The sequence below is a fragment of the Streptomyces sp. NPDC058665 genome (genome assembly GCF_042714995.1).
In the GTDB taxonomy this organism is placed as follows: Bacteria; Actinomycetota; Actinomycetes; order Streptomycetales; family Streptomycetaceae; genus Streptomyces.
Map to the genome: position 1 here is coordinate 146,665 of NZ_JBHXRX010000009.1, position 24,282 is coordinate 170,946.

Annotated in this window: 17 protein-coding genes; 8 read left to right on the top strand and 9 right to left on the bottom strand. The window is 69.1% G+C overall.

The window, feature by feature from the left end; all coding sequences use genetic code 11:
* Positions 1–301: 301 nt before the first annotated feature.
* The 4 genes from ACFWV8_RS08380 to eccE all read right to left on the bottom strand — a co-directional run bounded on the left by ACFWV8_RS08380 (position 302) and on the right by eccE (position 6,762).
* The gene (locus ACFWV8_RS08380) at positions 302–3,745 is read right to left on the bottom strand and encodes an SCO5717 family growth-regulating ATPase (protein WP_384198954.1); all 3,444 of its coding nucleotides are present in this window, start codon (positions 3,743–3,745) and stop codon (positions 302–304) included.
* A gap of 513 nt (positions 3,746–4,258) precedes the next feature.
* The gene (locus tag ACFWV8_RS08385) at positions 4,259–4,492 is read right to left on the bottom strand and encodes a DUF397 domain-containing protein (RefSeq protein WP_189105154.1); all 234 of its coding nucleotides are present in this window, start codon (positions 4,490–4,492) and stop codon (positions 4,259–4,261) included.
* A gap of 201 nt (positions 4,493–4,693) precedes the next feature.
* Complete coding sequence (locus tag ACFWV8_RS08390) at positions 4,694–5,395, bottom strand: hypothetical protein (protein ID WP_384198955.1); 702 nt, start codon at positions 5,393–5,395, stop codon at positions 4,694–4,696.
* The gene (gene eccE, locus ACFWV8_RS08395; protein ID WP_384198956.1) at positions 5,392–6,762 is read right to left on the bottom strand and encodes a type VII secretion protein EccE; all 1,371 of its coding nucleotides are present in this window, start codon (positions 6,760–6,762) and stop codon (positions 5,392–5,394) included. Before eccE ends, ACFWV8_RS08390 begins: the two co-directional genes overlap by 4 nt.
* Before the next feature lie 181 nt (positions 6,763–6,943).
* Here eccE and eccB point away from each other — a divergent pair, with 181 nt between their 5' ends.
* From eccB to ACFWV8_RS08430, 7 genes are all read left to right on the top strand, one after another.
* Positions 6,944–8,470, top strand: coding sequence for a type VII secretion protein EccB (gene eccB, locus ACFWV8_RS08400; RefSeq protein WP_384198957.1), 1,527 nt, complete (start codon positions 6,944–6,946; stop codon positions 8,468–8,470).
* A gap of 13 nt (positions 8,471–8,483) precedes the next feature.
* The gene (gene mycP, locus ACFWV8_RS08405) at positions 8,484–9,794 is read left to right on the top strand and encodes a type VII secretion-associated serine protease mycosin (RefSeq protein ID WP_384198958.1); all 1,311 of its coding nucleotides are present in this window, start codon (positions 8,484–8,486) and stop codon (positions 9,792–9,794) included.
* 211 nt (positions 9,795–10,005) lie between these two features.
* A complete protein-coding gene (locus tag ACFWV8_RS08410) occupies positions 10,006–10,446 on the top strand; it encodes a hypothetical protein (protein ID WP_384198959.1) in 441 nt (146 codons plus the stop codon).
* A 6-nt stretch (positions 10,447–10,452) separates the two neighbouring features.
* Positions 10,453–12,042: a hypothetical protein gene (locus ACFWV8_RS08415; RefSeq protein ID WP_384198960.1), complete on the top strand. Its 1,590-nt coding sequence runs from the start codon at positions 10,453–10,455 to the stop codon at positions 12,040–12,042.
* A 26-nt stretch (positions 12,043–12,068) separates the two neighbouring features.
* Positions 12,069–13,346 carry a S8 family serine peptidase gene (locus ACFWV8_RS08420; RefSeq protein WP_384198961.1) on the top strand — a complete coding sequence of 426 codons (1,278 nt, stop codon included), beginning with the start codon at positions 12,069–12,071 and terminating at the stop codon, positions 13,344–13,346.
* An 81-nt stretch (positions 13,347–13,427) separates the two neighbouring features.
* Positions 13,428–13,790 (top strand): WXG100 family type VII secretion target, encoded by a 363-nt coding sequence (locus tag ACFWV8_RS08425; RefSeq protein WP_384198962.1) that lies wholly within the window; start codon positions 13,428–13,430, stop codon positions 13,788–13,790.
* 65 nt (positions 13,791–13,855) lie between these two features.
* Positions 13,856–14,155, top strand: a complete 300-nt coding sequence (locus ACFWV8_RS08430) for a WXG100 family type VII secretion target (RefSeq protein WP_329380814.1) — start codon at positions 13,856–13,858, stop codon at positions 14,153–14,155.
* A 103-nt stretch (positions 14,156–14,258) separates the two neighbouring features.
* Here ACFWV8_RS08430 and ACFWV8_RS08435 read toward each other — a convergent pair whose 3' ends face one another.
* The 5 genes from ACFWV8_RS08435 to eccCa form a co-directional block, all read right to left on the bottom strand.
* Complete coding sequence (locus ACFWV8_RS08435; protein ID WP_384198963.1) at positions 14,259–14,654, bottom strand: hypothetical protein; 396 nt, start codon at positions 14,652–14,654, stop codon at positions 14,259–14,261.
* A 275-nt stretch (positions 14,655–14,929) separates the two neighbouring features.
* Positions 14,930–15,544 (bottom strand): hypothetical protein, encoded by a 615-nt coding sequence (locus ACFWV8_RS08440; protein WP_384198964.1) that lies wholly within the window; start codon positions 15,542–15,544, stop codon positions 14,930–14,932.
* Positions 15,545–15,557: 13 nt separating this feature from the next.
* Entirely contained in the window at positions 15,558–17,843 is a 2,286-nt protein-coding gene (locus ACFWV8_RS08445) for a hypothetical protein (RefSeq protein ID WP_384198965.1), read from the bottom strand.
* Positions 17,844–17,879: 36 nt separating this feature from the next.
* On the bottom strand, positions 17,880–18,377 hold the full coding sequence (locus ACFWV8_RS08450; protein WP_384198966.1) for a hypothetical protein: 498 nt from the start codon (positions 18,375–18,377) through the stop codon (positions 17,880–17,882).
* Positions 18,378–18,489: 112 nt separating this feature from the next.
* The gene (gene eccCa / locus ACFWV8_RS08455) at positions 18,490–22,470 is read right to left on the bottom strand and encodes a type VII secretion protein EccCa (protein WP_384198967.1); all 3,981 of its coding nucleotides are present in this window, start codon (positions 22,468–22,470) and stop codon (positions 18,490–18,492) included.
* Between the two features lie 224 nt (positions 22,471–22,694).
* Here eccCa and eccD point away from each other — a divergent pair, with 224 nt between their 5' ends.
* Positions 22,695–24,194, top strand: coding sequence for a type VII secretion integral membrane protein EccD (gene eccD, locus ACFWV8_RS08460; protein WP_384198968.1), 1,500 nt, complete (start codon positions 22,695–22,697; stop codon positions 24,192–24,194).
* Positions 24,195–24,282: the final 88 nt, after the last annotated feature.

Below are 24,282 nucleotides of genomic sequence, written 5' to 3' on the forward strand. Positions count from 1 at the left end.
CGGGCCGGAAGAAGGCGGAAGAGCGGAAGAACGGGGAAAGCGGGCCGGTTGAGCGGATGGTGGGATACGTCTCCGGGGCGAGCGGGCGCTCGAAGCGGTGGCGTGAATTGGTTGCTTGCTCGTGTCGTCTGGCGCTGGCAGTCGGGTTGACCCCAGCTCACCAACTGGTGAAGCGAAGGTTTATCAGCGCTGATCGGGCCACGTCAACGGCCGTTGAAACCCCGTGTGGGCTGCGGGAATGCGATGAGGGTCCGTACCGTGAAGACGGTGCGGACCCTCATTGGTCTAAACCTCTGCCGCCCTACTGTTGAGGCGCTGACGGAGCCTGCGGAGGCTCCTGCTGCGGCCAGCCGGCGGGTGGTACCGGACCCTGCAATTCCGGCTGCCCGGCCTGCCCCGGCTGCCCGGCCTGCCCCGGCTGCCCGGCCTGCCCCGGCTGCGCCGACTGGCCCGGGTGTGCCGGTTGGTGCGGCTGACCCGGCTGACCCGGCTGCTGGCCGGGGTACTGGCCCGGCGGCAGCCCGGCCGGGCTGCCGGACGACTGCGCCTGGGACGGCAGCGACTGCTGCCAGCCCTGCTGCTGTGGATAGGGCTGCTGCGGATGGTACTGCTGGCCGGGGCCGGTGCCGTGGGGCTGCTGGCCCGGAGCCGGCGGCTGCCCCGGGGCACCGCCCGGCGCCTGTCCGGGAGCATGGCCGTGCCCGTACTGCCCCGGCATCTGCGGCTGTCCGTACGGCGGTTGGCCGTACGGGGGCTGTCCCGGCACCTGCTGGCCGGGCTGTCCCGGCTGGCCCGGATGCTGCCCCTGCGGCTGTCCGTGCTGCGGCTGCCCCTGGTGCCCCGGCATCGGCGGCGCGAGATGCGGCGGCGGGTTGCCGTCCGCCGTCCACAGCCCTTGCTGTTGCTGGGCGCGTACGAAGTCCTCGGCGATCAGCGCGGACAGGTTGAAGTACGCGTCGCGGGTCTTCGGCCGCATCATGTCGAGGTCGACCTCGGCGCCCGCCGACAGGTGCTCGTCGAACGGCACCACGACCACACCGCGGCAACGCGTCTGGAAATGCTGCACGATGTCATCGACCTTGATCATCTTGCCTGTCTCGCGCACGCCGGAGATGACGGTGATCGAGCGCTGCACCAACTCCGCGTACCCGTGGGCCGACAGCCAGTCCAGCGTGGTCGACGCGCTGCTCGCACCGTCGACCGACGGGGTCGAGATGATGATCAACTGGTCCGCCAGGTCCAGCACTCCACGCATCGCGCTGTAGAGGAGGCCGGTGCCCGAGTCGGTGAGGATGATCGGGTACTGCTTGCCGAGCACCTCGATCGCGCGCCGGTAGTCCTCGTCGTTGAACGTCGTGGAGACCGCCGGATCCACGTCGTTGGCGATGATCTCCAGCCCCGACGGCGCCTGCGAGGTGAACCGGCGGATGTCCATGTACGAGTTGAGATACGGGATCGCCTGCACCAGGTCCCGGATGGTCGCCCCGGTCTCACGGCGCACGCGGCGGCCGAGCGTGCCGGCGTCGGGGTTGGCGTCGATCGCCAGGATCTTGTCCTGCCGCTCCGTCGCCAGCGTCGCGCCGAGTGCGGTGGTGGTGGTCGTCTTGCCGACGCCGCCCTTGAGGCTGATGACCGCGATGCGGTAGCAGGAGAGGACTGGCGTACGGATCAGTTCGAGCTTGCGCTGCCGCTCCGCCTCTTCCTTCTTCGCCCCGATCCTGAAGCGTGAGGCGGCGGAGGGGGTGCGGCTGCTCTTGGCCTTCTGCTTGTTGTTGCGCAGGAGGCGGTCCGAGGACAGCTCGACGGCGGCGGTGTAGCCGAGCGGCGCACCCGGCATGGAACGTTCGCGCTGGTCGTGCGCCATCGCCGTCGGCCAGCCCGCGCCGGAGCGCGGGTCCATGGGCGGCGCACCGGGCGCGGCACCGGGTACGGGGCCGTGCGCGCCTTCGGGCACGGCGCCCTGCGGGTGTTGCGGTTGCTGGTACGGCTGTTGCTGCTGGGCGGGCAGATTGGGCGTCTGCGACGCCGGAGCCGGCAGGTTCGGCGTCTGGGGCTGCTGCGGTTGCGCGGGCGGCGTCTGCGGAGTGTGGGGCGCCTGCGGCGACTGCTGTACGGGTACGTACGGGGCGGGTTGGGCGGCCTGCGCGGGCTGCTGCCCCGGCTGGCCGGCCGGTCCGGGCTGGGGGAATCCGTAGCCCTGCTGCGGGCCTTGGTGCCCCGGCTGGCCCTGCTGGCCGGTCTGCGGGAAGCCGTAACCGCTCTGCCCGTACGGGGCGTTGGGACCCGCGTTGGCGGGTGCCCCGGCCGGGTGGCCCTGCTGCCCCGGCTGCGGGAAACCGTAGCCACTCTGCTGCGCCGTTGCGGCGGGCGTCGCCGTTGCGGCGGGCGTGGCCGGGGCGGCGGGCGTGGCCGGTGCGGCCGGCCTGGCCCAGGGGGATTCGGCCGGAGGGCCGGACTGGGACGGGGCGGCCGGGGGCAACTGATGCTGCGACGGCTGGGACTGCGACACCGACTGCGACTGCGAGGCCGAAGGCCGCTCGGCGGGCCACTGCGGCGCGGGCGCCGGGGCGGCAGGCTGGAAGGCGGGCGGCAACGGGGGCAGCCCGGAGTCGGAAGCGGCGGGCGACGGGGTCCACGGAAGTGCGGGCGCGGGCGGAGCGGCGGGAGTGTCCAGCGGGGGAACCGCGTCGGACGGCTCAGCCGTGGGCACGGAGTCCGCCGGCTCGTCGACCGCGTCGGTCGGCTCGACGGTGCGGTCCTGGACGTCGTCGGAGATGTCCGCGCCGCCCACGGCGTCGCTGACATCAGCAGGTTCCTCGGACTCGGACTCGGACTTGGATTCGGAGACTGAGTCGGAGGTGGAGCGGGGGTCCGAGTCGGCATTCGCAGCGGCGTGGGAGTCCCTGTGCGCGTCCGCGTCGGTCGATGAGTCCGAGCTCCCGAAGGGCTCGTCGACACCGGAGTTCACGGAGGGGGAGAGGAGGTAGCTCCCGTCCTTGTCTTCGTCATCCGCGTCGTCGGCGCGGTCTTCGCCGCGGCGGGTCTTGTCCTCGGCGGCCTCACCGAGATCGAGGTCCAGGTCGGGACCCGCGCCGGTGCCGGTGCCCGCCCCGTCATCCGTATCGTCGGCCTCGCCGGAAACCCTGCCGCCATCGCCATCGCCATCGGTATCGGTATCGGTGCCGGTGCCGGTGTCGGCATCCGCATGGGCGGCGGCCTCGCCGTCGGCCGTCTTCGCCGCCTCCTTGGCGGCGTCGATCTCCGCCATCTCGCGCTTCAGCGCGGCGGGGGAGAAGCGCATGGTCGCCCCGCTCTCCAGATCGCCCGCGCCGAAAGGCTGCGCGAACGGCTCCGGCGCCCCGGCGTCGGCAGCGGGAGAGGCGGAGAGGGGCGGCGTCACAGGAGACGCGCCAGGCAGTACCGGATCGACGGACGGTGACAGGGGCGCGCTCTGCGCGGGGATCGGCGGCGGAGGCTGCCGGTGCGGCCAGTTCGGCTCGTACCCACTCCCCGCGGGCAGCCCTGGCACGGCCACCGGAGCCCCGCTCGGAGGCGGCGGCCCCGGCGTGGAACTCGACTGGCCCGCCCCGTCGCCCGACGTGTCCCCGGGAGCGTTCTGCGTGTACCAGGCCGGCGGGGTGTAGTCGATGGTGAACTCACCCGTCATCTCGGCGGGCTCCGCGTCGGACTGATCATCGACGGGATTGTTCCAGTCCCCACGGATCTCGTCCCGATCGCCGTTCACTTTGCCTCCTGGTGTGGTCGAGCACCCTTGTGCCTTTGCGGGTGGGGGCGACCGCTGTCACTCGATCAGCCCGGCTCTACCCCTTGGGACGCTCACGACATGCCTGCGGGTTCTCGGGCGCCCCGACCCACCCTAAACGCCCACAAGCCCGCTCCGGCAGGCCCGCCCATCCGTCATCGGCCGCCCCGTACGCCGCCCCTTGCCGCCGGGTGATTCGGCTACGGCAGACGGTCAGGAAGTGGGTGGGGTGAACCATGACAACAGCGCATGAATGCCTGCCCGTTCGCCCGGTCCGGTGCCGCGACCCAACAATCCGGTATCGACGCCCGGAACGTGGCCCGGTCCGGGCGGCTGTGTCCTGGAGCACCCGGACCGGAGAGGTTCCGCCGCTTCGGCCGTTCCCTTCGGGGTCTCCTCCTAAGGAGGCTGCACAAGTCGCCACTGCGGGCCCGCCCCGAGGGGGGCCACGGGCGCAACGACCTCCTTAAAGAGGACGCCTCCGGGAGAAGACCTCTATCGGATGTCGAATTCCCCGTCACGCGCGCCCAGTACGAACGCCCGCCATTCCGCCTCCGTGTACCGCAGCACCGTGTCGGGGTCCACGGACGACCGCATCGCCACCGCTCCGCCGGGCAGATGCGCGATCTCGACCCGCTCCTCGTCCTCGCTCGTGCCGGGGGCGCTGAGCCACTCGACGCCAGAGATGTCGAGGGCGTACAGCTCGTCCTTCTCCTCTTTGGTCCCCATCGGTCAGGCCTTCCCTTCGACAACGGCTGAGTTGAACGCTCTGCACGCACGAGCGGTGACATACAGACCCACCGGCGCGTGCTTCTGAGGATCCTAGATCCGCCCGGCACACCGGGTCCGCCGATTCCGGTCCCCTCACCCTTGCCGGGCCCCGCCCCGTACAACGGCCCTGGGGCCCAGGTCGTACGTGATCGGGGTGGCTCAGTCCATCCTGCGAGCCGTGCCCAGCAGCCCCGTCTCGGCATCAGTGGGGCTCGTCATCACCCAGTGCCGCTCGCGCCCGGCACACCACAGGGTGACGCCGTCAGCCAGCGTCGGCAGCGCGTCACTCTCCGCGGACGACAGACCGAGAATCCGCCCGATCTGTTCGGCCTCCCGCGGCGACACCCGCTGGATGCCCACCAGCGTGGAGTTCCGCATCAACCGGGGCGCCACGGGGCTCAGATACGGCAGCAACGTCAGCACCGACTGCCACGGCGCCGACACCACCCGGCCACGGGGCGGCCGCATGCCCGCGTCCCGTACGACCACCACGGGGCTGCCCACCGTCGCTCCCTGCGGCGGCACCCGCCCCACGTCGTGCAGGGTGATGCACTCCTCCAGGCCCGCGCCGGCAGCCTGCGCCAGCATCGTCCACGCCCGGGCGCGGCCCGTCTCGACCACCACACGGGCACCGGTGCCCGCCGCGCGCAGGGCCATCACCTGCGCCGTCCACAGGCCACCGATCAACAGCACGTCGTACGGCGCGGAGCGATGGAACCCCACCATCTGGGGGTGCCCCTCCGCGTCGTCACCGATCACCACACCGTCGTCCCCGACCGGCAGGGAGAGCGCGCCGAGTTCGTCGGCGGGCATCGTGTGCCCCGCATGGCGCGGGCCGAGCAGCGTACGCAGCCGGCTCATCGGGCGCCTCCCAACGGAAGTGTGGCCAGGGCCCCGGGCAGTTGCTCCCGGTCGAGGCGTACGAGGCCCACCTTCGCCGAACGCGCGGCCTGCTCCAACAGCCTCCGCACGCCGACCAGCTCGGTGTCACTGCCGCCGGTGATCCGTACGTGACCCTGCACCGTCATGGCTCCCAGACGGGTGCCGCGCCGGAGGGTGAGGCTGAAGGTCGTCGCGTACGCCGGGGTGGCGGTCAGCAGCGACACCAGCTTGGGCAGCGGTGCGGCCCCGCGCCCCAACTCGGGCCAGCGGCCCACCGCGTACGTCGTGTGCCACCGGTCGTCGCACCGCCAGACGCGCGCCGTCTCCGCCGTACGCCGCGTCGGCGCGGCGTCGGGGCGGCCGGCGAGGGCGGCCTGTACGGCGCTGGCACAGGCCGACGTCGCGACGGTGGAGTTCAGCTCCTCCTGGTCCAGCACGACGGCCCGGAACCCCGCTCCGGTGATCCGGCTCGCCACGTGGTCCGCCACTCGTACGAGGCAACGCTGGGCGCCCTCGACGCCGCCCCCGCGCGCGTCCACCGCCTCGCGGCACAGCTCGGGGTCGAGCTTCACCGCCACCCATGTCAGCCGCAGGGCCGGGGCGCCGGTCTTCTCCTGAAGAGGGACGTAAGAGAGCCGCGCCACCGACTGCTGCGGCAGATGCGGCGCGGGCGCCGAACGCACCTGCTGCACCAACTGCACCGACTCCAGCCTGATGTCGTCGACCTCCAGGGCGCCGCCCAGGAGCGACAGGGGCAGCGCCCGCGCCCCGAAGGCGGGTCGCAGCGCGGACCCGCTCGCCTCCACCCGTACGACCGCCGTGAGGAAGCTCCCGTCACCGACCATCCCGACGGTGCGGCGGTTCCGGTCGACGTACGTGTACGGGCGCAGCGCCGGGACGCTCTCCGCGACCGGGGCCAGCGACGGATCGACGTCCACCGCGGCGGGCCCCGCGGTACGTCGGCGCGCACGGAGGGAGAGGACGGTGCCGAGCCAGTCCTGGACGGCGTGGCCGCGGCGCCGTGCGGCGGCGAAGAGCAGCAGCACGCAGCCGACGGTGATGGTGGGGACGAGCCAGAGCCCGCCGAGCACGACGCCCACGGCGGCCAGCGCGAGAGCGACCTCCACGAGTACCAACTGCCGTAGCTGGAAGGGGCCGACGTGGCTGGTGCGGGAGAGCGGACGCAGTGTGGTCGTCGCGGGGACTTGGCGCGGTGCCGGGGCGGCCGAGGAGGGCAACGGGGCACCGACGCCGGGGCCGTTGCGGCGTTGCCGCCGGGAAGACGGCGACGTGCCAGGGGTTTGTCCGGAAGTCCGCCCGTTGCGCTCGCGCGTCGCCGTACGCATCCCCGCGTTGCTCCCTCTGTCCGTAATGGCCATTTACCCGTGGGCGGTTGACCGGGCGATCACCCTACCTGAGCAGTGAGGGGTGATCGTCAGCGTGCATAGTGGGGAGCCGGAACGACGGCATGCACCTCTGCGAACAGGGGGAGCCGGCCGCGCAGTGGGGGAGAGGGACAGCGGACAGATGGCATCACGACGGGACGAACTCAACGCCTACACCTTCGCGAAGCGAAGGCTGATCGCGCAGTTCGTGCAGCCGAACTCGACCGGCTCCGAGGAGGGTGCGCCCCGCCCCCTGCGCGGAGTGGTTCCCGGAATGATCGTCGCTGCGGTGATCCTGGCGGTCTTCGGTGCCTGGGGGATGTTCAAGCCGGTGGCCCCCAAGCAGTGGGACACGCCGGGCGAGAACGTCATCATCGCCAGCAAGTCCACCACCCGTTACGTGGTGTTGAAGACCGACGGCAAGGTCCAGCTTCACCCGGTACTCAACATGTCGTCGGCCAAGCTCCTCCTGGATCCGGACAAGGGCAAGGTCATCAACGTCGACGAGTCCGTGCTGGACAACGGCAAGATCCCGCACGGCGCCACCCTCGGCATCCCCTACGCCCCCGACCGGCTGCCCGACGGCAAGGAGGCGGGGGCGGCGAAGCGCTGGGCCGTCTGCGAGCGCCCCGGGGAGGGCGGCAGGGCGATAGAGAAAGCGGCGTTCGTCTTCGCGGAGCGCGAGCAGAAGAAGACCGAGGGCGCGAACAGGCTGACCGGCGGTGAGCTGATGTTCGTGGAGGCCCCCGACGAGACCCGCTACATCGTGGACCGGACCGGCAAGGCGTACGAGACCGCCGAGGACGAACTGCTGCTCCGTCAGCTGGTCGGCGACGACCGGGAGCCGCAGCGCGTCTCCGCCGGGTGGCTGGACACGCTGCACAAGGGCGACTCCATCGACTTCCCCGAGATCGACGGAGTGCCAGGCGTCGACGCGGGAGTCGGGGGCGATCTGGACCCCGAGCTCGACAAGATCGGCACCATCCTCACCGCGACGGACGGCACCAAGAACCAGAAATACGTCGTCCTGGCGGAACGGGTCGCCCCGATCTCCGACTTCACCGCGAAGCTCCTGCTCAGCAGCCGTGACCTGATCGAGGTCGGCCAGGACGGCGAGGCCACATCGGTGAGCGCCGCGACCTTCAGCCCCGGCGCCCCGTTCGGGCGGGACAAGGACTGGCCGGAGAGCAGCCCCGACGCCGTCAACTCCGCGAGTACGTCGGAGGGAAGCCGTAACACCGTGTGCAACGTGCTGCTCGAGGTGGACGCGGACAGCGGCGAGACCACGCTCAGTACCTGGGCGGGCAGTGGCTTCCCCGCGACCCTGGCGACCGGGTCCACGAGCGCGTACGTCACGCCCGGATCCGGCCAGCTCTTCCGTCAGTTCACGGGGGACACGACCAAGTCCGGCTTCCTCTTCCTGGTGACGGACACCGGCCTGCGGTACGCGATGCAGTCCAACGGCGACAACGCGACGGACGACTCGGGGATCGGCGAATCCGGCTCGGAGAAGGAGAAGCAGGCCGGCCGGGACGAGGTGCGGAAGGCCCAGAACAGGCTCGGTTACCAGAACGTGGACGCGGCCCCGGTGCCCGCCGCGTGGTCCTCGTTGCTGCCGACGGGGCCGAGGCTGTCGACCGGGGCCGCGGGTCAGCCCCAGGGTTCGTGAGGGCGGAGCAGCCATGACGTACACCCCCACCCACGCCCGAACTCATGCTCCCGCTCATGCCCGGAGCCGAACGCCCAACTCCCCACCCACGTACCGCCGGTTGGCCGCCGCGACGACGGTCCTGGCCACCGCCGCACTCTCCCACGTGACGCTGCCGGCGCCCGTCGCGACCGCGGACACGGGGCAGTGCTCCTTCCCCGGCGAGAAGTACGAGGGCCGGCCGTGGGCACTGCAGCGTGTCCTGCTGGACGAACTGTGGAAGCAGTCCACCGGCAAGGACGTGAGGGTCGCCGTCATCGACACCGGCGTCGACACCAAGAACCCGCAACTCGCCAAGGCGGTGGACACCGGGAGCGGCAACAACCTGATCCCCGCCGACGCCGAGGACGACAACGGCAACAAGCTCGAACGGGGCGCGTCGAACGGCACCACCGACGTGGTGGGCCACGGCACGAAGGTCGCCGGCATCATCGCCGCGCGGCCGGGCAAGGGGACCGGTTTCGTCGGCCTCGCGCCCGACGCCACGATCATCCCGATCCAGCAGAACGACGCGTTCGGCAACGGCACCGCCGAGTCCCTCGCCCTCGCCATCGACTACGCGGTCCAGCAAGAGGCCGACGTCATCAACATCTCCCAGGACACGGCTGACGCCGTCGAACCGACAGACGTGTTGAAGCAGGCTGTGGAGGACGCCCTCGCTGCGGAGGTCGTGGTCGTCGCGTCGGCGGGCAACGACGGCCTGGACGGCAAGGTCAAGGAGACGTACCCCGCCTCGTACGACGGTGTGCTGGCCGTGGCCGCGTCCGACAGGAACAACGAACGCGCGTCGTTCTCCCAGTCGGGCGAGTTCGTCGGCATCGCGGCGCCGGGGGTGGACATGGTCACGACCGTCCCCGGCGGCGGCCACTGCGCCGACAACGGCACCAGCTTCTCCGCCCCGTACGTCGCCGGAATCGCCGCTCTGATCAAGAGCAAGCACGACACGTGGACCCAGGAGCAGATCGTCGCCCAGATCCAGCAGACGGCGGAGCGCTCGATCCCGGGCCGCGACCGCCTCGTCGGCTGGGGAGTGGTGGACCCGGTCCGCGCGCTCACCGAGGATGACAAGCCCGTCGAGAAGCCGGTGGCACACGAAGGAGTGACCCGGGCCGAAGCGCCGACCCCCGCAGAGGTGCACCTCGGTGAGACGGCCGACGAACGCAACTCGCGCCTCGCGACGTACGTCGTGGTCGGCGGCGCCGTCCTCGTGGCGGCGATCACAGGCGGTTCGGTGGCCCTGCGCGACTCGCGCCGTCGGGCACGGCGGGTCGGCGAGCGCGGATGAGAACGTGGCGCGCGGCGCGTGCCACGGCGGCCAAGTCGGGCGACGTATTTCGCACTTAGAGTCCTACGGCTGAGTAGCTAGGGTGTTGCTGGCGATCATCAAGTGAACGCAGAAGAACTGGTCCGCGGTGGTCGCGCGTTGGACAGCTGAGGCAAACGGGGAGGAACGGGCATCGTGCCTGAGTCGGTGGGTGGCGTGAGCGGGGGCTCCGATGACGAGTGATCTCGAGCGCGGCGTCGGGGCGCTGAAGAAGTTCCAGGGGCAGATCAACACCCTGCTGTCGGAGTTCGAGACCGGGGCGGGTGGCACGGGGGAGATCGCGGCACAGGGGGTGCCCCGTTCGTCGTTCAGCGGCCCTGGCAAGTTCGACGAGGCGGAAGGCTTCTCGGCGCAGTACAACCGGGTGCACACGTCGCTCATTTCCCTGTCCAAGTCCCTCGGGGACCAGATAGAGCTGCTCAGCATCGGAGTTCACGCCGCCGATGTCGGCTACGACAACGTCGAGGACGACCTGCGGTACCGCTTCCACACGATCCAGACGCGACTGGACGAGCAGCGCGAGGCGTACGAGAGGCAGCAGAGGCGCGAGAAGGGCGAGGGACCTGAGGCGCCGCGCCAGGACGCCACCGGCGGTACGAAGGACTTGGGGTGACGAGACATGAGTGACGACAAGAGCCCGCCGCTCTCTCCCCAGGAGCGGCAACAGAACGAAGACGCCGCGCAGATCGAGTCACAGTTCGGCGCGACCGACGCCATGGAGCGTTTCGCGACGGTCATGGACCGGATCGGCTTCGGCAGCGCCGGAGGGATCTTCTCCAGGACGAGCTTCGAAGAGCGCGGGCTCAACGACATGCTCGACCTGCTGGACGGCGCGAAGCCCGCCGACCTGGTGAGGGCCGGCGAGAACCTCGAAAGGGCCAAGACGAGCCTCAACGAGGCCGCGCAGGAGCTCAGCGACTTTGTCAAGGCCACGGACTGGCACGGCGCGGCGGCCACCGAGTTCCAGCGCTACGGCGGCGAACTGGCGCGGTACGCCTGGGACCTGGGTTCCTTCGCGAACGTCATCGGCACCCAGATGACGGTGGCGGGCGGCGGCCTGACATCGGTCCGCAGCGCCAGACCGCCCCGCGACAACAGGGCGGACCCCAGGCGCCCGAAGGACTTCCCGGTCTCGGAACAGCGGGACGACAACCCGGAGTACAAGCGGGCGGTGCAGGTGGAGGAGAACCGCCAGGAGGCCATCAACCAGATGAACCGCCTGGCGTCGTTCTACGCGGTGTCGGAGCAGTCGCTGGCGGGGGCGAAGGAGCCGGAGCTGCCGAAGATGCTGAAGGCGGAGGTGCCGCGGCCTCGGGGAGGCGAGCAGTTCGCAACGCGGGAGCCCGCGGCGTCGGACAGTGGTCGTCTCGGTGACCCTGGTGGGCAGTCAGCTCTACGGCAGGGGTCGGTCAGCTCCCCAGAGAGTGCGCCCCGCACCGGAGCCAATGACTTGGTGTCGGAAATCCCCACGCCGAGCACATCGATGAAGATCGACAGCGTCACGACGCTGCCGCCAACTCCACCGGGTCCCGGTCCTGCCCAGCCTTTGCCGGTGAATGGTGGACCTCCTGCCGGAGACGGGAGTGTCCCCCCGCTTGGGCCCAACTCCGGTCCGAAGAAGTCGGGTGGACCGCCCCGCCAGGGCCCTTCGACGATGCCGAGGGGAGGAAATCCCGGGAAGGGCACCAACGAGAGAACGGGTACGGGGGGAAACAGGTCCCCGGTCGGCAGGCCCACAGGCATGGCTCCCGGCGTGGGACGCACCGGTGGTCCGGGTGGCACGCGGAGTCCCATGGTCGGTCGGCCGAGCTCGGGAGGCCCCATGCCGGGACGTTCCGGTTCGGGCACGTCCGGCGGGCCACGTGCGGGCCGTGGCAGCGGCATCGTCGGAGGGACGCCGCAGCAGCGAGCCTCCGGCGGCGGTACCGGCACGTCCGGGGCGCGGATTCCCCGGGGGAACGTCATCGGCGGCCAGGGCGGAGCGCCGGGCCGTTCGTCGTCAGCCGCGCGGCTGACGGGGCGGGGCATTCCCAGCTCCAACGGCGTGGTCGGGACGCCAAGGAGTGGTGATACCCCTCCCAGGCCGGGCACCGGCGGGTTCACGACCGGCGGCTCGGGGCTGTCGGGTGAGCGACATGACCGGCAGCCCCGGGACGAGGAGCGGGAGAGTCCCGTACAGCCACGTCCGGAGAACCGGACGGGCGACTAGGCACAGCGGAAGGTTCGGAAGTCGGGATGACGGCAGGAATGAGCCAGGTCCGGAGGCGATTCGGGTCGTACGGCTTTCGTCGTGGCCCGCTATGCGCGGTAGCCATGATCGGAGCGTCTGTGATCGGCATGGTAGGTGCCGCTCCATCGGCGGTCGCCGCGGACACGCAGTCGAAGCAGTGGTACCTGGATGCCATGCATATCGAGGACGTATGGAAGTCCACCACCGGTGAGGGCATCAAGATCGCCGTCATCGACACGGGGGTCAACTCGTCCACTCCCTCATTGAAGGGTCAGGTCCTGAAAGGCCTCGACGCAACGGGGTCGGGTGGAGACGAGACAGACGACTACACCGGTCATGGAACAACCATGGCCGAATTGATCGCGGGGACGGGGCAAGGCGACGGCCTGCGCGGGTTGGCGCCCGGAGCAAAGATCATTCCCATGCGCATCGCGACCGAGAACTTCAAGGGGAAGGGAGTGAACGAGTCGGATGAGTCTGTCGCTATCAGGGCGGCAGCCGACAGTGATGCGCAGATCATCAGCATGTCGATCAGCAATCAGTTTGTGAGTGCCAAGGAAAAAGAAGCGGTTGAGTACGCGTACGCGAAGGGGAAGTTGTTCTTTTCCGCGGTAGGCAACAGCGCGCAGAAGAGCAACAAGCCTGAGTATCCGGCCAACTATCCCGAGGTCGTCGGTGTCGCGGCTTCAGACCCGGAGGGCCAGGTTGCCGAGTACTCCCAGCACGGCGACTTCGTGGACATCGCCGCTCCCGGCAGTGATATGCCGACCTGGTGCGACGAGACCTTCACCAAGTACTGCGACGGCGACGGCGGAACCAGCGCCGCCACCGCCCTCGCGTCCGCCTCCGCCGCCCTCATTTGGTCCGCCAACCCCGACTGGACCGCGAACCAGGTCCTTCGGGTCATGTTCGAGTCGGCAGGTCGTGGTGACGACTGGAAGCCCGGCACCGTCAGCAACTACCTCGGCCACGGGATCGTCCGCCCGAACGCCGCCATCAACCGGGGGATCGGTAAGCCCGGCGACGCGGACGTCAGCCCCCTGACCAACGAGAAGACGACGGCCGACGGGCCCTCCGGCGAATCGTCGTCGGACGATGCGGCGTCCTCCGCGCCCAAACCCGGCGCGGAGGGCACGGACTCGAACAAGGACACAGATGCGGCGAATGCCTCCGAAGACACCAGCGGCGACGGCCAGTTGGGGCTGATCCTCGGCGGCGCGGCGGTGGTCGCGGTACTCGCCGGGGGCGCCTTCGTCGTCGTACGCAAACGTCGCAGTGCGTGACCACCCGCCCGGCTGCTCAGACCATTCACCGAAACACCCACGCAGTGACGAGCACAGCACAGACGAAAGGAAGACTTACATATGGCAGTCCAGAAGGTCGGCGATCAGAGTCTCAAGGACTTCCAGGACGAGATCACGATCAAGTTCGAGGACGTCAAAGGGCAGTTGAAGAACCTCCAGGGCGTCATCGACAGCCTGGAAGGTGCCTGGAAGGGCATCGGCGCCAGCGCGTTCGACGCCAAGCAGGCCGAGATCAATGCCGGCATGGTTCGGATCGCGAAGATGCTGCTCAACTTCCAGGAAGCGATCCAGGTCACGCGTACCACCGCCGGCAACACCGAGGACGAGGTCTACGCGGCCCTGAACGGTGTCGACGTGACTGCCGGCTTCTCCGGCGACTCCGCCGCGACGGCGAAGGCGACGTCGAACATCAGCGGCTACTGACGGCCCGTCAGCCAGAAGCCGGCCAAGCACATACCGCACCGCACCTACAGGAAACAGGAGGACCCGTGGCTCAGCAGAACGACGGCACCATGGTCGTGACTTACGGCTCGCTGGAGCAGGCCGCCTCGGTCATCGAGAAGCAGGCCAACCGCCTCGATGAGAGCCTTGAGGCCATCCAGACGAAGATCCGCGGCGTCTCCGCGACCTTCGAGGGCGAGGCCAAGACGGCGGCGGACGCGGCCCACAAGAAGTGGGACAACGAGACGCGCCAGATCCACAACGCGCTCAAGGACATCGCCCGCAAGGTACGTGAGGCCGGCCCCACGTACCAGGCAGGCGACAAGAAGTCCGCCGGCTACTTCTGAGCCACGCTCAGAAGCAACCGGCAGTTACGGCTAAAGGGGGGGCACGCGCGGGAGGTGCCCCCCCTTCGTCGTGCAAGTCAACGCGAAGCGGATTCAAGGGATCTCAGAGGGCGAGTTCACACTCGCCCGCCGCAGGCGCGGCATCCGTATACGCCTCGATCACCTTCAGTACGGAAGCGGCGTCCGCCGAGTCGTCGCCCCCGACCCGCACCGTCGCGTAGAGGTCGCCATCGACATCCTTGTCGATCTGGGACGAGTCCTCGCACCGGATCAGCCCGGCTCCGCCCTTGCCCGAGTAGCTGTACCGCTTGTCGGTGCTGACCTTGTCCTCGGGGCCCGCGCCGACCGTTTTCGAGGCGATCTCCGCGATCGGGGTATCGGCCTCGTACCACTCTATGGACGTCGACAGCGCGACCTTGCCGTCCACCGACACGTAGCAGCGCTTGACGCCGCTCGCCGTCTTCTCTCTTTCCGAGACCTTCTCTCCCTCGGGCAGCAAGGGATCCAGTATTTCCGCAGGCACTTCCACGCCGCAGACCGCTTGAGGTGTCTCGTATTCCTTCGCCGACTCCGAACATGAGGCGATCAGGAGCGCGCACGAAAGCGCGACCAGGCTCACGATGAGCCGACGACATGTGGCGTGGGGGGTGACAAGGGCACACACGAGAGACGCCTTCCTTGCCGTGTTTTAGGGGGTTGAAGGTTGATGTGGCGGCATCACCGGCGCGCAGGTCGGCCAGGAGCGAAGGCCGTGGCCGTGGCCGGATCGCCGGCCTACTCAGGGAGTTTGGAGGGGAGATTGCACTCCGTCTCCTTGTGCGCGAAGCGTGCCATCTCGACCGCGAGATCCTTCAGGCCTTGACGCGCCTTGTCCGACGCCTCGCCCGACTTCAGATCAACGACGACTCTGAGGCTGTATTCGCCGCCCGGTATGGTTCCCGCTTTGGCGCAAGGTACCTGAATGGCGACCGTGTTGTTCGTTGTGATGAAACCTCCGGACCCCGCTGCGAAGCTCTCACGGGCCTCGTCGCCGTCTTCCAGCGAGTAGTTGGCCCAACTGTCGGCGGTCTGGGTCTCCATCACCAGTGTTCCGGCGCTCAGGAGCGCCTTCTCCTCGCCGTAGACCGCACAGTCGCTCCTGAACGCATCGCTCTGCTGCGTCACGTGCTCGCCGGTCACCCTGCCCCTGAAGGAGTATTCGGGTTCCTTCGGGAGCACGGTCTTGAGTATTGAGGCCGCTTTCGAGGAGTCGCCGAGCGACTCGCAGACCTTGCTCGCTTCTATCTCTCCGTGTTTCTCGAACGGAGGTACTCCCAGCACATAAAATGTGCCCGCAGCCAGGCCGACCACTGCCAGTGCGGCAAGGGGGATCAGAATCTTCTTCGACATGGACATCATGTGCTCACTTTTTTGGCTCTAGTTGGCGGGGAGTTCCTTCGCCGTCGATAAAGTCCGCGAGGTTCGTGCGGGCGTTGTTGAAGCCCTGCTCCGCCGCACCCGCGGCAGCGGCGACGATGGCCGGCGACGGATTCTTCGCGCTCTCGCCCGCCTTTTCGGCAGCCGCCTCGACAAGGGTGTAGGTGGACTGTCGTGTCGCGTCGATTTCCTGACCGTTGCGGTAGATGACTTCGCCCGAGCTGTCCTTCAACGAGCCTTCCGTGAGCCCGCCGAGAATCTCATCCACCGCGGTGCCCGCCAGTCCGCCCGCCACGATGCCACCAGGGCCGACGAACGGAGCGGTCGCCAGACCGACCCCGATGCCGACCCCTGAGCCGACCCAGGTGCTGGTGGTCTGGATGGCGTCGTTGAAGTCCTGATCCTTTACGCCCGTGTCCACTTCGCTCGCGTACGCACGGCCCGCCCCGATCGTTCCCTGGACTTCGCCGCTCACCTTCGCCACACCCTCGATGCTCTGCTTGAGGTTGTCGCTGTCGCTGAAGTTGGGGTCATTGACGAAGGCATCCGGGTTCGCGAAGTGATACTCCATCAGGGACGTCGTATAGCTTGCCTGTCCCGCGTTGACCGCAGCGTATCCCTCGGGATTCTGTCCCACCGTGTAGAGGAACCTGGTGATGTCGACCTCGGGGATCTTCGCCGCCGCACCCACCACCGGAAAGAGATCGTTCGCGGATTCTTTCCCCGGGTACATACCTCGATTGATGTCGGGCATGTACTCGGCGGCGATCTGCCCCACACTGTCGGACATGTAGCTCTGCTCGGTAAGTCTTTCCGGGTTCTCCGAGATGGACACCATCAAGTTCTTCGCCAGCTCGGCCTGCCCGGTGTTGTGTGCCGGGGTGTCCAGAGTCGGCAGCTCGCCCGCCGGGTGACCCGTCGTGGCCGCTTCCAGAGCCATCGCCAGGTTGTTCCGGCCGGAGATGCTGTCCTCGCCGTCCCTGTCCCGCTCCGGCGGCCAGTCGCGCTCCTCGAAGAGATAGTCGAAGTTGGAGAGTGTGTCCTTGACTTCCTTTCCGTCTTCGTTCTTAGTCTTGAAGTCGTGATCCTCGTCCTTCGACAGGAACGGGTCGTTGAAGAAATCGGTCGCGGCATCCGGGCTGTTGGAGAGCGCCTTCAGATAACCGATCATGGGGTCCGAACCGGAGTCCTCGCCCGTGCGGTTGAGATTCGGGTCCATGCCCATGTGGGTCCAGACCGCCGCCCCGTGGCGGCCGTTACTGGTGGCAGCCTTCTCGGTCTCCATCAGTTCCGTGCCGTAGCTCTTCAGGAACTGATCGTCGAAGTTGCCCCAGCGCATGAGGTTGCTCATCACCTGGAAGCCCTGGGTGGTGCTGTTCTTGTTCAACGGCTGGCCGCCGAGTTCCGTCATCTCGTACGTCCACCGGCGGATTTCCGGCGTGTCCGCCTGCGTCGCGGTGGCGAGCGTGAGACTAAGGTTCTTCTGCAGATCGCCGAGCTGTTCATGGCGGTCCATGTACAGACGGCTGTTGCTGTGCGGATCCGTGATACCCGCCCAGAACTCCAGCGTCCCCTTGGGGCCCAACTGCTCGGCGAAACGCTCGCTGAAGAGTTCGTCGCCCGAGTACTTCCTCAGGCCCGCGTTGAGCGCGTCGAACTCTTTGACCGTCAGGTCTTCCGGGTTCTTCTTCGCGAGACGGGCCAGATTCTCGGCTTCCTTGATCGCGCCGGCCGCCGAATCGCGGTCGGCGTACTTCTGCCCGGAGAAACCGTAGTCGGTGAGATCGACGAGTGCCTTGAGCGATGTGGACGCCGTGTTGTCCATCTCCGTCGCCGTGTCGAGAATTCCCTGGAGTTCGTCCCGTAGCGCGTCGACGTCCTTCTGGCCGTTCGCGGGCTTCGGGTCGGGATTCGGAGTGACGGTGAAGCCGCTGCCCGCCGACTTGACGGACATGTGGTTGCCCCGCCCCCGCTCGACGGCTTCCTTGAGTAGTCGCTGCTGGGTCTTCAACTCACCCTGGGTGTCGCGGATGATGTTGCGTATCGACTCGGCCTGGGTGTACGCGTCGTTGAATTCCTCGGCGGTCTTGCCGATGAACTCACGCGACACCGTGGCGTTGTAGCCGGCCCAGTTAGCCTTGTTCGCCTTGCCGTGGAGCCCGTCCTTGGCGTCGGTCTTGAGGTCGGTGAGGTTGGTGAGCATCTTCGTCCAGTCGCTGACCGTTGTGTCGAGCGACGTGAAATTGGCAGAGTGAAGGGCTTCGAAATCCATGAGTCTGTTCCCTCGGTCCTTCCGTCCTTCAGTCCTTCAGTCCTTCGATTCTTTCTTGCCCTCGCCGTAGACCTCGTTCTTCTTGCCCGGCTGGGACCACTGCTCGTCGAAGCCCGCATCCAGTGTGGAGATGCTGCTCACATGACGCTCGATAAAGATCTCGTCGCTGTCATGCGCTTTCTTGGTGAAGTCCATGTGGTTCGAAATGAGCGCGCACGCGTCCATGAGGGACCCCAACTGCCGGTCCCAGCGCAGCGACACATGACTCAGAGCGCCTCCGAGCGCGAACCCCTGCCCCTTCAGATCGCTGCCGGCCGTGTCGGTGCTGGTGACCCGCGCCTCTTCCCACAGCCGGTTGTACAGCTTGAACGCCTCGTCGCCGATCGCCGCCAAATCCTTCTGATCGACCGCGAGATCACCGGTCGGACTGCCCGCGTTGGGCCGATCCTCTTCCGGTATTCCGTTCAGTCGCATCTGCGTCGGCCCATTAGCCGCCGCCGACGCCTTCAACTGCTCCCACTCGTCCCATGCCATCCGGAACTCCTTCCCCCGTACTCGCTGATCGACTGCACCATTCCGGGATCAGCCTGGATGCCCGCGCCGCCCGCGCCCGCGCCCGCTGCCTGCTCCCCGCTCCCCGCCCACGTCACCGCTCGTCCGGCGAAGGCATCAGACCCGTCTGCACCAGGGGGTTGCCACGCTGGCGCGAGACGAAGACGCCGCGGCCCGCCGGCATCGGACGCGCCCGTACGCCGCCGAGGATGTCGCCCTCCTGAGGGTCGCCCGAGAGCAGCACACCCTGCGCGCCGAGCTCCATCATCCGCTGCATGAACGGCTCGTACGAGGCCCTGCTGGCCCCCGCCGCGCTGCGGGCGATGATGAAGCGCACACCCACATCACGCGCGAACGGCAGCTGCTCCGTGAGCTTGTTGAGCGGGTTGCCGCTGGAGGTGGACACCAGGTCGTAGTCGTCGACGACCACGAACACCGTCGGCCCGCGCCACCAACTGCGCTCGCGCAACTGCCGCGCCGTGACGTCCGCCGCCGGCGTACGTCGCCGCATCAGGTCCGACAGCGCGTCCACGTGGTGGTCCATGTTGTTGGACATCGGCACGTACTCCGCCAGGTGCGACGCCGGCGTCACGTCCAGCAGCGCGCGCCGGTTGTCGATGACGAAGAACTTGGCCGAGTTCCCGTCGTACCGCTCCGACAGGCGCTTGATCAGCAGCCGCAGCAGGTTCGACTTGCCCGACTCGCTCTCGCCGAACACCAGGAAGAACGGATCGCGGTCGAAGTTGACGAAGACCGGCTCCAGCAGGTTCTCGTCGATCCCGAAGGCAACGCCGCGCTTCGGCTGTTCGGCGCCCGCCGGCAGCGTCGCCGCGTCCAGCTCGCGCGGCAGCAGCCGTACGACCGGGGCGCCGGGCTCCGTCCAGTGCCGGCCGACCTCCTGCGTCATCGCCGCCGTCGCCTCCGACAGGTCGCTGTCGGAGTTGATGGAGTCGATCCGTGGCACCGCCGCCATGAAGTGCAGCTTCTCCGGCGTCAGACCCCGGCCGGGCACCCCCGTGGGCACGTTGACCGCGGCCTTGCGGTCCAGGTCGGAGTCCATCGTGTCGCCGAGGCGCAGCTCAAGCCGGTTCATCAGGTGGTCCTTGAGGTTGGCGCGCACCTCCATCGAGCGCGACGCCGTCAGCACCACGTGGATGCCGTAACCGAGCCCGCGCGCCGCGATGTCGAGCACGGCGGGCTCCAACCCCTCATAGTCGGTGCGGAAGTTGCCCCAGCCGTCGATGACCAGGAAGACATCGCCCCACGGCTGGTCCGCCGCCGAGATCTCACCCCGTTCCCGCATCCTGCGGAAGGTGTTGATGGAGTCGATCCCCGCCGTACGGAAGTACTCCTCGCGCCGCGTCAGGATGCCGTACACCTCGGCCGTCGTCCGCCGCACCTTCTCCGGGTCGAGCCGCGACGCGATCCCGCCGACGTGCGGCAGCCCGGCGATCGACGACATGCCGCCACCGCCGAAGTCCAGGCCGTAGAACTGCACTTCCCGCGGCGTGTGCGTCAGCGCGAACCCGGCGATGAGCGTGCGCAGCAGCGTCGACTTGCCGGACTGCGGGCCGCCCACGATCTGCATATGGCCCGCGGCCCCGGAGAAGTCCCGGTACAGGGTGTCGCGTCGCTGCTCGTACGGCTTGTCGACCACACCCAGTGGTACGACGAGGCGCCCCGCCCCCTCGAAGCCCGGCTGGGTGAGCCCGCGCCCCTCCACGTCCGACAGCCCCGGCAGCAGCTCGTCCAGCGACGGCGGATTGTCCAGCGGCGGCAGCCACACCTGGTGTGCCTCGGCACCGCGCCCTTCGAGACGGCGCACGATCACGTCGAGCACCGAGTCCGCCAGCGCGTCGTCCTCGGGCGAGGTGCGCGCGTCCGGTACGGCGGGCCGCGCGGCCGGCTGGACGTAGTGCACCGGCACCGGCGCCGCCGTGAACGGCACGGGCCTGCGGTCGACCGGCAGCGGCCCCCCGGTGCCGGCGACGGCCTGCGCGTTCGCCCGGTACACCCCGGAGACGTACGCGGCCTTGAACCGCACCATCTCGTCGGTGCCGTACTTCAGATACCCCGAGCCGGGCACGTTGGGCAGCTGGTACGCGTCCGGCACCCCCAGCGCCGCACGCGACTCCGCGGCCGAGAAGGTACGCAGACCCACGCGGTACGAGAGGTACGTCTCCAGCCCGCGCAGCCGGCCCTCCTCCAACCGCTGGGACGCCAGCAGGAGATGGACGCCCAGCGAACGTCCGATGCGCCCGATCTGGACGAACATCTCGATGAAGTCCGGCATCGCTGTCAGGAGTTCACTGAACTCGTCGATGACAAGGACCAGCGACGGGATCGGCTGCAACGGCGAGCCAGCCGCACGCGCCTTCTCGTAGTCGTGGATGTTGGCGTAGTTGCCCGCGTCGCGCAGCATCTCCTGCCGCCGGTTGAGCTCACCGCGGATCGAGTCACCCATGCGGTCGACCAGGGTGAGGTCGTCGGCGAGGTTGGTGATCACCGCCGCGACGTGCGGCATCTGCGACATGCCCGCGAACGTGGCGCCGCCCTTGAAGTCCGCGAGGACGAAGTTCAGCGTCTCCGAGGAGTGCGTGACGGCGAGGCCCAGGACGAGTGTGCGCAGGAGCTCAGACTTGCCTGAGCCCGTAGCCCCGACGCACAGGCCGTGCGGCCCCATCCCCTCCTGCGCCGCCTCCTTCAGGTCCAGCATGACGGGCGCACCGTCCTCGCCGACACCGATGGGCACACGCAGCCGCTCCGCCCGCGAACGGGGCCGCCACGTACGGGTGACATCGACGGACGCCGCGTCCCCGAGGTTCAGCAGATCGGTGAAGTCGAGGTTGGCGAGCAGCGGTTCGTCGTCGTCACCCCCCGTCGCGACCCGCAGCGGCGCGAGCTGACGGGCCAGTGCCTCGGCGGCCTCCAGGCTCAGCCGGTCGGGCTCCCCGTCGTACACCATGCCGTGCCCCGACTCCAGCCGCAGCGAGTCGGGCCGCACGACGACGGCGAGGCCGCCCCGTGCGGCGGTGACCTCGCCCGGTACGACCTCGATGACCGTCACACCCTGAAGCCCCTCGGCCGACGCGAGCGCCGACACGGGGGGCAGCGACATGCCGTCCAGAACCACGACGAGATGCGGCTGGTCCAGCAGCGGCTGGCCGCCGGGCTGGAAGCGCGGACGCCCCTCCAGCCGCCCCGCCAGCATCTCCTCCAGCTCCCGTACGTCGGACGTGATGAGCCGGCGGCTGCCCGCCCCGTCACCGGGGCCCTGCGCCTGGACGTGCGGCAACCACTTCGCCCACTCCCACCGCGACACCGCGCCCCGTCCGGCGACGACGGCGATCACCAGGTCCTCGGGGGAGTGCAGCGAGGCGAGCGAACCGACCATCGCGCGCGCCGTCGAGCGCACCGACTCCGCCTCACCGGTGATCGTCAGGTGGTAGAAGGCGCGCAGCGACACGGCCATCGGCAGACCGTCCAGCACGCTGTGCGCGTTGAGGAACTGCCGCATCGCCCCGGCGGTGAGCGGCTCCAGCTCATCCACCGGCGCCGTCTCCGGCTCGATGAGCGCCGTCGCGAGCTGCTGACTGCCCAGGCCGATACGTACCTGCCCGAAGTCCTCGTCGGCGACGCGGCGTTCCCACACCCGGCTGCCCTCGGCGACCAGCGCCCACAATTGCTCGGGGGAGGGGTGGAGGTAGTACTGCGCGTCCCGTTGCAGATGCGCAGTCCTCAGCACGGTACGCCGCGTCTGCGTCAGGTACTTGAGATAGTCGCGCCGCATGTCGGCGAGTTCGCCCTGCGTTCCGCGCCGGTGCCGCACCAGCATCGCGATGGCCATGGCGATCGTCGAGGCGATCATCACCATGCCCATGATGCGCATGATCGGATTCGGCGTCATGAAGAAGAAGACGACCGAACCGCCCATACCCAGCATGGGCAGCAGCTGCATGAGCGCGCCCTCCTGCTGCCCTCTGGGCAACGGCGGAGGGGGTTGAACCTGCACCTGTTCGTCCGGCACGTCGGCGGGCAGTGCCCGCGGCGGGCGCTTGACGACGATCTGACTCACTGCTCACCAATTCCCTTGCCGGACAGAAGAGTTCCCTCTGGCGCCCCCGTGGCGACGGGCCTCCATCCGCGGGCAAGGATCCTACGTGCGCGGCTGCCCAACGCCCGGCGGTAGGGTGACCGGACTCGTTTGCGCATGAATGAACTTCCGCAAAAACAGGGGCATTCGGAGCGCAACGCGGGCATCGGGCGCACGGGAACCACGAGGGGATAAGGCACGTGAGTATGACGGCCCAAGCGGCGGCCACCGGAGCGCGTCAGCCGGGTGCTCCGGCCCCGTCCGGCGGCGGAACCGGCTTCTGCCGGATCACTGTCGTCGCCCCGGACGGCCGCATCGACGTGGCGCTGCCGGAGGACATCCCCGTCGCCGACCTCCACCCGGAGATCCTGCGGCTGTCCGGCCAGAGTCCCGAGGCGGGCGCCCCCGTCGGATATCACCTGGTACGCCGCGACGGCACCGTCCTCGACAGTGCCCGCTCCCTGGCCGCCCAGCGCATCCTCGACGGCGAACTGCTGTCCCTGCGCCCCTTCGCCGAATCCCTGCCCCCCGCGGTCTTCGACGACGTCTCCGACGCCGTCGCCTCCGCGGTCGCCCGCGACCGCACCCTGTGGACCGACAGCGCCATGCGCGGCGCCGGGCTCTTCGGCGGCTCCGTCCTGCTGACACTGCTCGCCTTCGTGCTGTGGTCCGCCGACCCCCGGCACGACACACACGGTCTGCCGGGCGTCCTGGCCGGCGTCACCGCCGTCATGCTGCTCGCCCTCGCCGGCGTACGGGCCCGGGTGTACGACGACCGGGTCTCCGCCGTCGCGCTCGGTCTGGGCTCCATGGCCAACGCGGCCGTCGCCGGCTCCGGACTGCTGCCCTTCGCGGACGGACAGGGCATCGGCCGGCTCCAGTTCCTGCTCGCCTGCGCCGCCGTACTGATCGCCTCGGTGATCCTCGTGATCGTCGCCCCCGGCGGCGACGGCCCCTTCGTCGCGTTCGTCTTCGCCTCCACCGTCGGCCTCCTGGTGACGTTCATCGCCATCACCACCGACATGGCGCCCGCCGAGACCGCCGCCGTCTGCGCCGCGCTCTCCGTAGGAACACTCGCCTTCCTGCCCGGCCTCTCCACCCGCTTCGCCCGCCTCCCCATCGGCTTCGAGCCGCCCCGTACCGCCGCAGGCTCCTACGGAAGCGACCCGCTACCCCCCGCCCCCGTCGACCCCGAGCGCATCGCCGCCCAGGCCCGGCGCGGCCACGAACTGCTCGTCGGCCTCGTCGGCGGCTGCGCGCTGGTGGCCCTCGGCGCCGCCGGCGTACTCGGCTTCTCCGACGGCGTCTGGGGCCAGCTCCTCGCCCTCGCCACCGGCGTCGCCATGCTGATGCGCGCCCACCTCTTCAGCTACACGGCGCAGGTCGGCTGCGCGCTGGCCGCCGGCCTCGGCGCCCTCGTCCTGCTGGGACTCGGCCTCTGCCTCAACCCTCCGGAGGGGATGATCCGCGAGGCGCTGCGCGGTGACAGCACGGGCCTCGACATCCGTACGGTCTGGCTGACCGCCGCCGTCGCCGGGATCGCCGCGCTGATCATCGCCATAGGGCTGATCGTGCCGCGGAAAGGCGTCACCCCTTTCTGGGGCCGCTTCCTGGAGATCGCCGAGTCCTTCGTACTACTGACGGTCGTCCCGCTCTGCCTGGCGGTGTTCGACGTCTACCACTCCATCCGTGCGATGACGTCTTGACTGGCTGGTACGCTGTGTGACGGCCGTTTGTGTACGCGTTCCGGTCTGTCCGGACCCAGCGACCGAACAACACCGGCCGATCACCCCG

Excerpts from the sequence above, each read along its gene's own strand:
- eccB (WP_384198957.1), top strand. The coding sequence starts at position 6,944 with ATGGCATCACGACGGGACGAACTCAACGCCTACACCTTCGCGAAGCGA.
- ACFWV8_RS08440 (WP_384198964.1), bottom strand. The coding sequence starts at position 15,544 with ATGTCGAAGAAGATTCTGATCCCCCTTGCCGCACTGGCAGTGGTCGGC.
- ACFWV8_RS08425 (WP_384198962.1), top strand. The coding sequence starts at position 13,428 with ATGGCAGTCCAGAAGGTCGGCGATCAGAGTCTCAAGGACTTCCAGGAC.
- eccD (WP_384198968.1), top strand. The coding sequence starts at position 22,695 with ATGACGGCCCAAGCGGCGGCCACCGGAGCGCGTCAGCCGGGTGCTCCG.
- ACFWV8_RS08450 (WP_384198966.1), bottom strand. The coding sequence starts at position 18,377 with ATGGCATGGGACGAGTGGGAGCAGTTGAAGGCGTCGGCGGCGGCTAAT.
- ACFWV8_RS08445 (WP_384198965.1), bottom strand. The coding sequence starts at position 17,843 with ATGGATTTCGAAGCCCTTCACTCTGCCAATTTCACGTCGCTCGACACA.
- eccE (WP_384198956.1), bottom strand. The coding sequence starts at position 6,762 with ATGCGTACGGCGACGCGCGAGCGCAACGGGCGGACTTCCGGACAAACC.
- ACFWV8_RS08415 (WP_384198960.1), top strand. The coding sequence starts at position 10,453 with ATGAGTGACGACAAGAGCCCGCCGCTCTCTCCCCAGGAGCGGCAACAG.
- ACFWV8_RS08410 (WP_384198959.1), top strand. The coding sequence starts at position 10,006 with ATGACGAGTGATCTCGAGCGCGGCGTCGGGGCGCTGAAGAAGTTCCAG.
- mycP (WP_384198958.1), top strand. The coding sequence starts at position 8,484 with ATGACGTACACCCCCACCCACGCCCGAACTCATGCTCCCGCTCATGCC.
- ACFWV8_RS08390 (WP_384198955.1), bottom strand. The coding sequence starts at position 5,395 with ATGAGCCGGCTGCGTACGCTGCTCGGCCCGCGCCATGCGGGGCACACG.
- ACFWV8_RS08420 (WP_384198961.1), top strand. The coding sequence starts at position 12,069 with ATGACGGCAGGAATGAGCCAGGTCCGGAGGCGATTCGGGTCGTACGGC.
- ACFWV8_RS08385 (WP_189105154.1), bottom strand. The coding sequence starts at position 4,492 with ATGGGGACCAAAGAGGAGAAGGACGAGCTGTACGCCCTCGACATCTCT.